Here is a 12,318-nt window from a genome sequence, read left to right on the forward strand (position 1 = left end):
ACGCCAAGGCCGGTGGACGCGACGCCGCCTTGTTGCTGCACAGCCAGGAAGCGGGTCTTGCGCTCATCAACGACCTGGGCCGTGCCGCCCGGCTGGACAAGAGCGTGCAGGGCGTGCCCGCCAGGGTGATCCCCTATCCGCTGTGGCACACCGCCTCGCTCGGGCTGGAGGTCTGGCTGAGTGCGTTCGCTTATGGCGCATCGCAGGTATGGGTGCTGATGACGGGTGAAGAGGCGCCGCAATATGTGGACGCGGTGCAGGCGCAAATGGAGGTGGCGCAGGCCATCGTCAGCGGCCTGGGCTATGGCGGTGTGCACTTCAAGCTGCTGCAGGCACGCGATGCGCGCGACCTCGCCGAGCTCGATGCGGCCCTGCGCGACGCGCCGGCACAAGGCGTGCAGCGCCGCGCCACCTTTGCGGTGCAGGCCGAAAAGCGGGCCACGCTCGAACTGGCGCTGGACCACTTGCTGCAAGACAGCGCCAGCCACGCGGCCCGGCAGGCCCAGCCCGCCATCGGCCTGCCCGGCGCTTCCTTGCTCGGCAGCATCGTGGTCGACAAAGACCGCTGCACCCTGTGTCTGAGCTGCGTCAGCGCCTGCCCGGCGAGCGCCTTGCAAGACAACGCTGAGCGGCCCGAGCTGCGCTTCATTGAAAAGAACTGCGTGCAATGCGGCCTGTGCGCCACCACCTGCCCGGAAGACGCGATCACCTTGCAGCCGCGCCTGCTGTTGTCTGACTCGCGCAAGCAGTTGCGTTCGCTGAACCAGGCGCAGCCGTATTTGTGCATACGCTGCAGCAAACCCTTTGGCACGCTCAAAGGCGTGGAGATGATGCTGGGCAAGTTGAGCGGCCACGCCATGTTCGCGGGCGAGGCGGCCGAGCGCCTCAAGATGTGCGGCGACTGCCGGGTGGTGGACTTGTATTCCAACCCGGCCGAGACCCGCATCACCGACCTCTGAGCCCCTTCATCCAAGACCTTGCAACGACATGAACGATTCCATCCCTGTTTCATCTGCTCTGGACGAAGAGACCGCACGTGCCGAGGTGTATGGCCTCTTGGCGGCCCTGTATTACGCGCCACCCACACCGGCGCTGCTGGCCCAGTTGCGCGTGGCGGTGACCGAAGCGCCCGCCGCCGGTGGTTTTCTCGAAGAACCCTGGCGCGACCTGGTGGCCGCCGCCCGTGCCCGGGGTGATGCACAGATCGCCAGCGAATACGACGCCTTGTTTGGTGGCGTGGGCAAGCCCGAGGTGTATTTGTTCGGCTCGCACTACATCAGCGGTTTCCTCAACGAAAAGCCACTGGCGGTGTTGCGCGGCGATCTGGCCGTGCTGGGCTTGGCGCGCGACGAAGCGGTGTCGGAAACCGAAGACCATTTCGCCTGTGTCTGCGAAGTCATGCGCTACCTGATCGCGGGCGACGATGTGGCGGTGGCCAATCTGACGCAGCAGCGGCAGTTCTTCACCACGCACCTGCAACCCTGGGCGCTGGCCATGTGCGACAACATTGCAGCCCATCCCCGGGCGGTGTTTTACGCCGCGCTGTCGGCCTTCACGCGCGCCTTCCTTAACGTGGAGACGCAGGCCTTCGACATGCTGGCTTGAGGCACTGCGCTCGCCGCTGCGCGGCGCGCGACCGCCTCAAAGGCTCCCGGGCCGTCCGTTGTGGGTTGACACCGCGTCGGGTGCGCGTGGTTCGGTGAGCAGCGCCACGCAGAAGCGCGCACCCCGCCCGTCCGCGCGGTTCTCGGCTGTGATCTGGCCACCGTAGCGTTCCACCAGCCCCTGGCTGATCCACAGACCCAGACCGTTGCCGTCGTTCTTGGTGGTGAAGAAGGGGCGGAACAAGCGCTCCAGCACCTGCGCCGACAGGCCGTTGCCACTGTCTTGCACGCACAGCACAGCGCCTTGGGCCGCACCCGTGGTCGTGCCTTGGTCGGCGGGCCAGTCGCGGCTGGTCAGGCGCAACACGCCCCCGGTGGGCATGGCCTGGATGGCATTGATCATCAGGTTGATGATCACTTGCTGCAGTTCCTGGCGGTTCATGCCCACCGGCTGTTGCGCCTGGAAGTCGCGCTGCACCTCGATCTGGGTTTGTGACAGCAAATGGCCCACCAGCACCAGACAGTCTTCCACCGCGCGGTTCAGGTTCAGCGATTCCACGTAACCGGCGTATTCGGTGGGGCGCGCGTATTGCAGCAGCTGCGTCACGATCAGGCGCATGCGCTCGATCTGTTCGTCCACCAGACGCAGCTCGGCCAGCACCGGCTGGCTGTGCGTGCCCAAGGTTTCGCGGATCAGATCGAGGTTGCCCTGCATCACCGCGATCGGGTTGTTGATCTCGTGCGCGATGCTGGCCGTGAGCTGGCCGATGGCGGCGAGCTTTTCGCTTTTGACCAATTGCTGCTGCGCCAGTTGCAGCGAGGTATTGCTCATTTCCAGCTCGCGGGTGCGCTCGGCCACCTTGTGGTCCAGCTCGTCGCCCCAGCGTTGCAAGGCCTGGGTTTTTTCGGCGATCAGATCGAGCAACTGGTCCAGGTGGGTGGCCAGCGCGCCCAGCTCGTCGCGCGCGGCCAGGGCACCCACACGCGCCTGCGGCTGGCCTTCTTCGATGCGCTGCATGGTCCGGTTCATCTGCTCCACCGGCTGGAAAATGCTGCGCGCCCAGCGCAGCGAAAACCAGGCGGCCAGCGCCATCACCACCAGAAAGATCAGACCGATCAGACCCAGCATGCCGTAGCGCACCAGGCGAAACGGCCGCTCCAGGTAGCCCACGTACAACATGCCTATGCGCTCTTCCCGTGCGTCGAGCAAGGGCTCGTAGGCCGACACATACCAGTCGTTCACCACGAAGGCGCGGTCCAGCCAGGTCTGGCCCCGGCCCAGCACCGCGTCGCGCACGGTTTGTGAGACCCGGGTGCCGATGGCGCGCTGGTCTTGGAACAAGCGCACATTGGTGGTGATGCGCACGTCGTCGAGGAACAGCGTGGCGGTTCCCTGGCTGTCGAAGGGCAGGGAACCGTCGGGGTAGACGATGCGGTTGATGTGGTCGATGAAATCCAGGTTCTGGTTCAACAGCAGGCCGCCGCTGAGCAAGGCCATGGTGCGGCCCTGGTCGTCGCGCACCGGCAAGGTGGTGAGCACCACCATGGCCCGGCTTTCGGTGGTGCGCTCGCTGGGGGCGGCGTTGCGCGTGGCGATCACCGGGATCTGCACGCGGGGCAATAAATGGGGCGCCAGCGCCTGCAGCGTGTCCGGCTCCAGACGCATCAAGCTGGCGGTGGCCCGTGCGCTACCGGCTTGCAGCGACGCCGCCAGCTCGGCGGGCATGGGCGCCAGTGCAGCCGGTGTCTGGCTGGTGGTGCTTTCGGCCCGCCCCAGCGCTTGTCCCTGCGGGTCGTAGAGCACCAGAAAGTCCAGCCCCAGGCGCGCACGCGCCTGTGCCAGCTGGGCTTGCAGGGCCGCTTGGCTGGTGGGGTTGCGGGCCGATGCGCGCAGGCGCTGGAGCGCGGCAAACAAGGCCCGTGAGCTGGCCACACCCTGGGTACCCGAACCGACTTCGATCAGCACCTGATCGAAATAGCCGTGCGCCACCGCCAGGTCGCTGCGCACCTTGGTGATCAGCAAGCGGTCGTAGGCGGCATTGCCCCACACCGCCAGTGCCAGCACCAGCAGCGGGAACACCACCAGCAAGGGCAGCAAGGCCATGGCCAGCAGCTTGTTGCGTATCGATTCGGCCAGCCAGCGCGGTGTGCGCCAGCGCCAGCGAAGGGCGTGTGAGCTGGCCATAAGCGCTCAGGCTGCGCTCCATTCGCTCACCCGCCGCTCCAGCGTGCGCCGGGACACGCCGAGCAATTGGGCGGCCTGCGTCTTGTCGCCCGACACCGATTCCAGCACCGCCAGAATGTGCTGCTTCTCCAGCGTGTGCAAATCTGTGGGGGTGTTGGGCTCCAGCCCGGCGCGTGCACCCGATGGATTGCCCGGGTACAGCGCCGAGACATTCAGCGCGCCCAGGATCAGCGAGCGCTCCAGCAGGTTGCGCAGCTCGCGCACATTGCCCGGCCACCGGTATTGCACCAGGAAGTCCATCTCTTGTTCGCTGATCTGCAGCGGATCCACGCCCAGAGAAGGCGCCAGTTGCGCCATGAAATAGGCCACCAGCTCGGCAATGTCTTCCTTGTGCTCGCGCAGCGGTGGCAGGGTGAGATCCACCACCTGCAGGCGGAAAAACAAGTCTTTGCGAAAGCGCCCGGCCGCCACTTCTTCGCTCAGGTTGCGGTTGGTGGCGGCCACGATGCGCAGGTTCACCGGCATCAGTTGTTCGCTGCCCACCGGGCGTATGTGCAGGTCTTCGATCGCACGCAGCAAGGTCGCTTGTATCGGCAGGGGCAGTTCGCCGATTTCATCCAGAAACAGCGTGCCGCCGCGCGCGTAATGGAACAGCCCGTCGCGCGCACGGGTGGCGCCGGTGAAGGCACCCTTGGCATGGCCGAAGAGCTCGCTTTCGATCAGATCGGGCGACACCGCCGCGCAGTTGACCGGAACGAAAGGGCCGTTGGCGCGGCTGCTCTGGGCGTGCAGTTCGCGTGCCACCAGCTCTTTTCCGGTGCCCGATTCGCCCTGCAGCAGCACGGTGCTGTCCACCGCGGCCAGACGGACCATGGACGCGCGCAAGGCCTGCATCGCGTCGGACCGGCCGACCAGACCCTTGCCTTGACCGGATGCGGGCAAGAGGGCGCGGCGCAGCACGAAGTTCTCGCGCCGCAGGCGTGCGCGCTCGTAGCAGTGCTTGACCGCGTTGAGTATTTGCGGAACCCGAAAGGGTTTGAGGATGAAGTCCGACGCGCCAGCGCGCAGCGCTTCGATGGCGGTGTCCAGATCGGCGAACGCGGTGATCAGAATCACCTCGCCGCTGAAACCGTGCTCGCGCAATTCCTTGAGCCAGACCACGCCGTTTTTGCCCGGCAAGGATATGTCGAGGATCAGCAGATCGGCGTGGTGTGTGCGCAGCCACTGCGCGCCATCTTCGGCGCTGCCGGCGCTCATCACGAACTGGCAGCGCGGCACCAGGGTCTTGACCAAAAAATTGAGCATGCCTTGCTCGTCGTCCACGATCAAGATCGACCAGTCGGGCCAGCCTTCCAGTGTTTTGCTGGGGGTATCGGACGAATTAGAGGGTTCCACGCGGCGCCATTCTACGGATGATTCCTACAAATTCACTAGGGTATTGACCAAAACAACACGCTCGTTTTCGCGTGGCGCGGCGCTGTCCGATCCGATGGCGTGCGACAACTTGTCGCACGCCATCGCGACAACTTGTCGTGGCCGAGGTCGGGAGGGTACTTTCGCCTTGGGGGTTAACCCGCACCTGTGTTTTCGCGCAACGGGCGCAGCGCGCGGTGCGTCTGGGCCGTCGGTACATGGCACGCTTCTGGCTATGAAAGTTGCAGCACACCGCCATGCTGCGCTGCGGCACGCCCTGCGTTGGGGTGGTGTTTGGCGTGCACCGGGAGCCGCTGCGCGAAGTCGCTTGCATGCCCGTCGGGCGAAGCGTAGATTCGACCCATGCAAAAAGTCCATATGGCCTGCCGCCGGTGCGGGCCGGACGCTGCAACAACCGGAGACACGCATGAGCAAGTCGCAACGCCCTGAACAGGCGCCCCTGAGCCGCCGCACGCTGTTTGCAGGTGCGGGCACCTTGGGTGCGGTGGCCGCAGCCGCCGCCCTGATCCCCCGTGGTCCCATGGAAGCCCCGGCCGCGCCGGTTGCTCGCCCTGTACCTACCCATGGTGGTGGCTACAGCCTGACGGATCACGTCCAGCACTACTACAAGACCGCACGGGTCTGAAGCGCACAGGAGCCCCACGATGTTGTTGACCAAAAAATCCCCTGGCTCTGCGGCACATTCCGCCAGAGGAGCTTCCCATTTGCTGCACAGTTTGCAGCGCGGCCTGGCCACCGCCTTGCCCACCATGGACCGGCGGGCGTTTCTGCGCCGCTCGGGTTTGGGTGTCGGTGTGGGCTTGGCTGCGTCCCAGCTCACCTTGGTGAAGAAAGCCCAGGCGGCGGCCGATGCGCCCGCTGGCGGCGCTGGAAAAATCGAGGTCAAGCGCACGGTGTGTACCCACTGCTCGGTGGGCTGCGCCACCGACGCGATCGTGGAAAACGGCGTCTGGATCCGGCAAGAGCCGGTGTTCGACTCGCCCATCAACCTGGGCGCGCATTGCGCCAAAGGCGCGGCCCTGCGCGAGCACGGCCACGGTGAATACCGCTTGCGCTACCCCATGAAGCTGGTGGACGGCAAGTACCAGCGCATCAGCTGGGACACGGCGCTGGACGAGATCACCGCCAAGATGATGGCCCTGCGCGAAGCCAGTGGCCCGGATTCGGTGTACTTCGTGGGTTCGTCCAAACACAACAACGAACAGGCGTACCTGATGCGTAAGTTCGTGAGCCTCTGGGGCACCAACAACTGCGACCACCAGGCGCGTATCTGCCACTCCACCACGGTGGCCGGCGTGGCCAACACCTGGGGTTATGGCGCCATGACCAATTCGTACAACGACATGCAGAACAGCAAGTGCGCGTTGTACATCGGTTCCAACGCAGCAGAAGCGCACCCGGTGTCCATGCTGCACATGCTGCATGCCAAGGAAAACGGTTGCAAGATGATCGTGGTCGATCCGCGCTTCACCCGCACGGCCGCCAAAGCCGACGAGTTCGTGCGCATCCGCTCCGGCACCGACATCCCTTTCCTGTTCGGTCTGTTGCACCATATCTTCAAGAACGGATGGGAAGACAAGCAGTACATCAACGACCGCGTGTACGGCATGGAGGCCGTCAAAGCCGATGTGATGGCCAAATGGACGCCCGACAAGGTGGAAGAGGCCTGTGGCGTTGGTGAGGCACAGATGTTCAAGGTGGCGAAGATGATGGCCGAGGCCAAGCCCGCCACCATTGTCTGGTGCATGGGTCAGACACAGCACACCATCGGCAACGCCATGGTGCGCGCCTCCTGCATCTTGCAACTGGCTTTGGGCAATGTGGGCAAGAGCGGTGGCGGCACCAACATCTTCCGCGGCCACGACAACGTGCAAGGCGCCACCGACGTCGGCCCCAACCCCGATTCGCTGCCCGGCTATTACGGCCTAGCCGAGGGTTCCTGGAAGCACTTTGCCAAGGTCTGGGGTGTGGACTTTGAATGGATCAAGGGCCGCTATGCGCCCGACATGATCAGCAAGCCGGGTATCACGGTCTCGCGCTGGATCGACGGGGTGCTGGAGAACAGCGATCTGGTGGACCAGGAAACCAATTTGCGCGGTGTGTTCTTCTGGGGCCATGCACCCAACTCGCAGTCGCGTGGCCTGGAGATGAAGCGCGCCATGGACAAACTGGATTTGCTGGTGGTGGTGGATCCATATCCGTCTGCCACCGCAGCCATGGCAGCCATGCCGGGCAAGGCCGAAGACCAGAACCCGAACCGCGCGGTGTACCTGCTGCCCGCGGCCACGCAGTTTGAAACCAGTGGTTCGGTGACGGCCTCGAACCGGTCCATCCAGTGGCGTGAAAAAGTGATCGAACCGCTGTGGGAGAGCCGCAGCGACCACATGATCATGCACCAGTTCGCGCAGAAACTCGGCTTTGCCGATGAGTTGAGCAAGAACTACAAGATGCAGCAGGTCAAGGGCTTGGACGAGCCGGTGATCGAAGACATTCTGCGCGAGATCAACGCCAGCGTCTGGACCATTGGCTACACCGGCCAGAGCCCCGAGCGGCTCAAGGCCCACATGCGCAACATGGCCGCATTCGACATCAAGTCGCTGCGCTGCAAGGGCAAAGTGGTGGACCAGGAAACCGGTTACGACATGAGTGGCGACTACTTCGGCCTGCCTTGGCCCTGTTTTGGCACCGCCGCCATCAAGCACCCGGGTTCGCCCAACCTCTACGATCCGTCCAAACATGTGATGGACGGCGGCGGAAACTTCCGCGCCAACTTCGGTGTGGAGCGCGACGGTGTGAGCTTGTTGGCCGAAGATGGATCGCACTCTCTCGGCGCAGAAATCACCACCGGTTACCCCGAGTTTGACCACGTGCTGCTGAAGAAACTGGGCTGGTGGGACGATCTGACCGATGCCGAGAAGACAGCGGCAGAGGGCAAGAACTGGAAGACCGATTTGTCGGGCGGTATCCAGCGCGTGTGCATGGCCCACGGCTGCCATCCGTTTGGCAACGCCAAGGCGCGCGCCGTGGTCTGGAACTTCCCCGATGCCATTCCCCAGCACCGCGAACCGCTCTATGGCATCCGGCCCGATCTGGTGGCCAAGTACCCCAGCCACGACGACCAGAAGACCCGCTGGCGTCTGCCAGTTCTGTACAAGTCGCTGCAGCAGAAGAATGTGGACGACAAGGTGCACGAGAAATTCCCGCTCATCATGACCTCGGGCCGCCTGGTTGAATACGAGGGCGGTGGCGAAGAGACCCGTTCCAACCCCTGGCTGGCCGAGTTGCAGCAGGAGATGTTCGTCGAACTCAATCCCGCCACGGCGGCCTCGCGTGGCATTGTCAACGGCGACCGGGTCTGGGTCAGTTCCCCCACCGGTGCGCGCCTGAATGTGCAGGCGCTGGTGACGCCGCGTGTCGACGCCAACACCGTGTTCCTGCCGTTCCACTTCTCCGGTCGCTGGCAGGGCGAAGACATGAAGGCGTATTACCCATCGGGGGCCATGCCGGTGGTGCGCGGCGAGGCCGTCAACACCGCGACCACTTATGGTTACGACATCGTGACCATGATGCAGGAGACCAAGAGCACGGTCTGCAACATCGAAAAAGCATAAGACCAGGAGCAACACATGGCACGAATGAAATTTATCTGTGACGCCGAGCGTTGCATCGAGTGCAACGGTTGTGTGACCGCTTGCAAGAGCGAACACGAAGTGCCCTGGGGCGTGAACCGCCGCCGGGTGGTCACGCTCAACGACGGTGTTCCGGGCGAAAAATCGATCTCGGTGGCTTGCATGCATTGCAGCGATGCGCCCTGTATGGCGGTGTGTCCGGTGAACTGCTTTTACCGCACCGACGAAGGCGTGGTGCTGCACGACAAGGACGTGTGCATCGGTTGTGGCTACTGCTCGTACGCTTGTCCGTTCGGGGCGCCCCAATTTCCATCGCAGGGCACTTTTGGTGTGCGCGGCAAGATGGACAAGTGCACTTTCTGCGCCGGTGGGCCCGAGGAGCACGGCAGCCAGGACGAGTTTGAAAAATACGGCCGCAACCGCCTGGCCGAGGGCAAGCTGCCGGCTTGCGCCGAGATGTGCTCCACCAAGGCCTTGCTCGCTGGCGACGGCGACACCGTGGCCGACATCTTCCGCAGCCGCGTCTTGCGGCGTGGCAAAGGCGCCGAAGTCTGGGGCTGGGGAACGGCTTATGGCACCGCGCAAGGAGGCACCAAATCATGAAGACACGCTACCTGTTGGTGATGGCGCTCGGCGCCGCTTTGCTGACCTTGTCGGCGTGTGGCGAAAAGCCGCAGGCCATGGGTGGCAACCGGCATGCTGTCGCGCCTTTCGAAGGCGCCGGCGACAGCCCGTTTGTGCAAAGCGGCTGGAAGGCCGGTGACCGCAACAGCTGGGAGCAGCAACTCAAAGCCCGTGCCCAGTACGGCCAGAACGACTACACCCGTATGGGCCAATAAGGAAGGCGTGCGTTATGCATCAGTCTCTCCACCCCGAACAACCCGCGACCGCCGCCTGGCTGGCCCGGCATCTGGCGCGTCTGGTGCCTGTCGCCCTGCTGGCCATGGGCGCTTGCTGGTCCCAGGCGCAGACCGTTGCGGCACCGGTAGCACCCGCTGAGCCTGCGGCGGCCGCCAGTCCGGCGGGTCAGCCCGCGACAGCGGGTATCCAGAGCGCGAATATTTTCGAAATCGCGCCCGACGCCAGCAGCGACGCCAACTACGCCAGCCAGAGCAATGGCGAGCGCGGCAAGGTGCAACCCGGCAACAACGCGCCCATGTGGCGCGACGTGAGCAAGGGCGTGACGGGTTACAGCAGCCTGCCGGCTGTGGAAGCGGGCAACCTGATCCAGCCCTTTGTGCAATACCCCGGCTCGCGCCTGACCACCGCCGGTGAAGCCTGGCGCCAGGTACGCAACAACTGGCTCATACCCTACGGCGGTTCGCTGCTGTTGATCGTGCTGGCGGCCATTGCCTTGTTCTACGTTGGCAAAGGCAGTATCGGCTTGCACGGCCAGGAGACCGGTCGCAAGATCGAACGTTTCACCTACGTTGAGCGCGCCGCGCACTGGGTCAATGCAGCCGCTTTTGTGGCGCTGGCGGTTTCTGGCATCGTGATGGCTTTTGGCAAGTTCTTCCTGTTGCCTGTTCTGGGCAGCACGCTGTTTGGTTGGCTGACCTATGCCTTGAAGAACCTGCACAACTTCGCCGGACCCTTGTTCGCGGTGTCGCTGGTGATCGTGATCCTGACCTTCGTGAAGGACAACCTGCCGAGCAAGGACGACCTCAACTGGCTGCGCAAGGGCGGCGGGATGTTCAGTGGTACGGAGGTGCCTTCGCACCGCTTCAACGCCGGCGAAAAGCTGCTGTGCTGGGGCGGCGTATTCCTGTTTGGCCTGATCGTGGTCGGCTCCGGCCTGTTCATGGACAAGCTGGTGCCTTCGGTGGAGTACACGCGCGGCAACATGCAGATCGCGCACATGATCCACGCCGGCTCAGCGGTGCTGATGATGGCCATGTTCCTGGGGCACATCTACATGGGCACGATCGGCATGAAGGGCGCCTACAGCGCGATGAAGACCGGCTATGTGGACGAAACCTGGGCCAAGGAACACCACCAACTGTGGCACGCAGACATACAAGCCGGCAAGATTCCTGCGCAGCGCACGGCTGCCGCAGCCGCAACACACAGCGATGCACCGCGCGTTGCCTGAGCGAATCCCGATTTTTCTGAATCAAGGAAACCCCATGAAACGCAGCCTTCTGTGCCTCTCGATGCTGCTGGCCACTTCGGTGTTTGCCAAGTTGCCCGCAGCGCCCGCATTGACCGGTGAAGCCCAAGCCAAGGCCGAGGAAGCCAAAGCCAAGACGGCCTGGTCTGCCAAGGTCGATAGCTACAAGCTGTGCCTCTCGATGGACCGAGCTGTTGCCAATTACTTGAAGAACGCGGCGAACAAGGGCCAGGCCGTCAAGCCCGGTACCGCGCTGCCAGCCTGTGCCGACCCAGGACCGTTCACGTACGTGGCGGCAGCGGCGGCGGCGGTGGCCAAACCCGTCGAAGCGGCAGGCGCGCACTCGCCACCGGCCACCGCAGCCAGCCCACCCAGCGGCAAGGCGCCGGCTGAGACCCCCACCCCGGGCAAGTGATCGGCCACGGCTTTGCCCATTGGGGGTTTGCGTGCGTTTTTGAAAGGGCCGCATCTTCGGGTGCCGGCCCTTTGATTTTGTTGCCATCGAATTTGTTGTAGTCTGCCGCCATGCCTTTGCCCCACCTCACCCAGGCCCGTGCACCATTGACCCGCGAAGTCGAGGCCATGAACCAGCATGGCGAACGCGAGTCGATCTCCATACCGGCCGAACGCGACCTCACTGTGTATGTGGACAAGCGCGAACTGGTCACACTGATGACGCTGGGCGCCCATCCGGAGTGGCTGGTGCTGGGCTATTTGTTCAACCAGCGTTTTGTGCGCTCCATCGACGACATCGAGTCGGTGACGGTGGACTGGGAGGTGGGAGCGGCCTCGGTCAAGACGCGCAACGGCATAGACCGCATAGAAGAGCGCACCGCCCAGCGCGTGGTCACCACCGGTTGTGGGCAGGGCAGTGTGTTTGGCAAACTCATGGACGAGGTGGACGAGATCCGCCTGCCGCCCGACGCCATGCTCTTGCAGTCGCAGCTCTACGGCATCGTGAACGCGATCCGGCTCAAGGAGAGCACCTACAAATCGGCGGGTTCGGTGCACGCTTGTGCGCTGTTCCAGGGCGAGGAGCTGCTGCTGTTTGTGGAAGACGTGGGGCGCCACAACGCGGTGGACACCATCGCCGGCTGGATGGCCTTGCAAGACCCCAAGACGCTGCAGGGAGACAACAAGGTTTTTTACACCACCGGACGGCTGACCAGCGAAATGGTCATCAAGTCGGCGCAAATGGGTGTACCGGTGGTGGTCTCGCGCAGCGGCATCACCCAGATGGGCCTGGAAGTGGCGCAGCGCGTGGGCCTGTGCGCGATAGGGCGCGCCACCAACCGGCGCTTTCTTTGCTACACCAACAGCCAGCGCCTGCACCTGGACGCGCCACCCGAGGCCGTG

At 64.1% G+C, this 12,318-nt stretch carries 12 protein-coding genes; 9 read left to right on the forward strand and 3 right to left on the reverse strand.

Features of this window, described 5'->3' with window-relative positions; all coding sequences use genetic code 11:
- Positions 1 to 959 (forward strand): 4Fe-4S dicluster domain-containing protein (locus tag ABYB95_RS07965; protein WP_372657942.1); only part of this gene is annotated, 959 nt, incomplete at its 5' end.
- A 28-nt stretch (positions 960 to 987) separates the two neighbouring features.
- The gene (locus tag ABYB95_RS07970) at positions 988 to 1,605 is read left to right on the forward strand and encodes a molecular chaperone (RefSeq protein ID WP_372657943.1); all 618 of its coding nucleotides are present in this window, start codon (positions 988 to 990) and stop codon (positions 1,603 to 1,605) included.
- Between the two features lie 36 nt (positions 1,606 to 1,641).
- Here the strand turns inward: ABYB95_RS07970 and ABYB95_RS07975 are convergent, their stop codons facing one another.
- From ABYB95_RS07975 to ABYB95_RS07985, 3 genes are all read right to left on the reverse strand, one after another.
- Entirely contained in the window at positions 1,642 to 3,789 is a 2,148-nt protein-coding gene (locus tag ABYB95_RS07975) for a cache domain-containing protein (RefSeq protein ID WP_372657944.1), read from the reverse strand.
- A 6-nt stretch (positions 3,790 to 3,795) separates the two neighbouring features.
- Positions 3,796 to 5,184: a sigma-54-dependent transcriptional regulator gene (locus ABYB95_RS07980; protein ID WP_372657945.1), complete on the reverse strand. Its 1,389-nt coding sequence runs from the start codon at positions 5,182 to 5,184 to the stop codon at positions 3,796 to 3,798.
- 251 nt (positions 5,185 to 5,435) lie between these two features.
- Entirely contained in the window at positions 5,436 to 5,567 is a 132-nt protein-coding gene (locus tag ABYB95_RS07985) for a hypothetical protein (protein ID WP_372657946.1), read from the reverse strand.
- 62 nt (positions 5,568 to 5,629) lie between these two features.
- Between ABYB95_RS07985 and ABYB95_RS07990 the strand changes: the two genes are divergently transcribed.
- The 7 genes from ABYB95_RS07990 to ABYB95_RS08020 form a co-directional block, all read left to right on the forward strand.
- Positions 5,630 to 5,848, forward strand: coding sequence for a formate dehydrogenase (locus ABYB95_RS07990; protein ID WP_372657947.1), 219 nt, complete (start codon positions 5,630 to 5,632; stop codon positions 5,846 to 5,848).
- Between the two features lie 19 nt (positions 5,849 to 5,867).
- Complete coding sequence (locus ABYB95_RS07995; protein ID WP_372657948.1) at positions 5,868 to 8,834, forward strand: formate dehydrogenase subunit alpha; 2,967 nt, start codon at positions 5,868 to 5,870, stop codon at positions 8,832 to 8,834.
- Positions 8,835 to 8,849: 15 nt separating this feature from the next.
- Positions 8,850 to 9,455 carry a formate dehydrogenase FDH3 subunit beta gene (gene fdh3B, locus ABYB95_RS08000; protein WP_372657949.1) on the forward strand — a complete coding sequence of 202 codons (606 nt, stop codon included), beginning with the start codon at positions 8,850 to 8,852 and terminating at the stop codon, positions 9,453 to 9,455.
- Complete coding sequence (locus tag ABYB95_RS08005) at positions 9,452 to 9,691, forward strand: hypothetical protein (protein WP_372657950.1); 240 nt, start codon at positions 9,452 to 9,454, stop codon at positions 9,689 to 9,691. Before fdh3B ends, ABYB95_RS08005 begins: the two co-directional genes overlap by 4 nt.
- Positions 9,692 to 9,795: 104 nt before the next feature.
- The gene (locus ABYB95_RS08010; protein ID WP_372657953.1) at positions 9,796 to 10,944 is read left to right on the forward strand and encodes a formate dehydrogenase subunit gamma; all 1,149 of its coding nucleotides are present in this window, start codon (positions 9,796 to 9,798) and stop codon (positions 10,942 to 10,944) included.
- A gap of 34 nt (positions 10,945 to 10,978) precedes the next feature.
- On the forward strand, positions 10,979 to 11,377 hold the full coding sequence (locus ABYB95_RS08015) for a hypothetical protein (protein WP_372657951.1): 399 nt from the start codon (positions 10,979 to 10,981) through the stop codon (positions 11,375 to 11,377).
- A 110-nt stretch (positions 11,378 to 11,487) separates the two neighbouring features.
- The coding region (locus ABYB95_RS08020; RefSeq protein WP_372657952.1) for a formate dehydrogenase accessory sulfurtransferase FdhD at positions 11,488 to 12,318 on the forward strand (831 nt) is incomplete at its 3' end.

Origin of the sequence: Hydrogenophaga sp. (assembly GCF_041633695.1) — a bacterium.
Lineage (GTDB): Bacteria > Pseudomonadota > Gammaproteobacteria > Burkholderiales > Burkholderiaceae_C > Hydrogenophaga.

What these genes read in the sequence shown, in the direction of transcription:
- ABYB95_RS07970 (WP_372657943.1), top strand. Translation starts at nt 988, where the DNA reads ATGAACGATTCCATCCCTGTTTCATCTGCTCTGGACGAAGAGACCGCA.
- ABYB95_RS07975 (WP_372657944.1), bottom strand. Translation starts at nt 3,789, where the DNA reads ATGGCCAGCTCACACGCCCTTCGCTGGCGCTGGCGCACACCGCGCTGG.
- ABYB95_RS07985 (WP_372657946.1), bottom strand. Translation starts at nt 5,567, where the DNA reads ATGGGTCGAATCTACGCTTCGCCCGACGGGCATGCAAGCGACTTCGCG.
- ABYB95_RS07990 (WP_372657947.1), top strand. Translation starts at nt 5,630, where the DNA reads ATGAGCAAGTCGCAACGCCCTGAACAGGCGCCCCTGAGCCGCCGCACG.
- ABYB95_RS07995 (WP_372657948.1), top strand. Translation starts at nt 5,868, where the DNA reads ATGTTGTTGACCAAAAAATCCCCTGGCTCTGCGGCACATTCCGCCAGA.
- fdh3B (WP_372657949.1), top strand. Translation starts at nt 8,850, where the DNA reads ATGGCACGAATGAAATTTATCTGTGACGCCGAGCGTTGCATCGAGTGC.
- ABYB95_RS08005 (WP_372657950.1), top strand. Translation starts at nt 9,452, where the DNA reads ATGAAGACACGCTACCTGTTGGTGATGGCGCTCGGCGCCGCTTTGCTG.
- ABYB95_RS08010 (WP_372657953.1), top strand. Translation starts at nt 9,796, where the DNA reads ATGGGCGCTTGCTGGTCCCAGGCGCAGACCGTTGCGGCACCGGTAGCA.
- ABYB95_RS08015 (WP_372657951.1), top strand. Translation starts at nt 10,979, where the DNA reads ATGAAACGCAGCCTTCTGTGCCTCTCGATGCTGCTGGCCACTTCGGTG.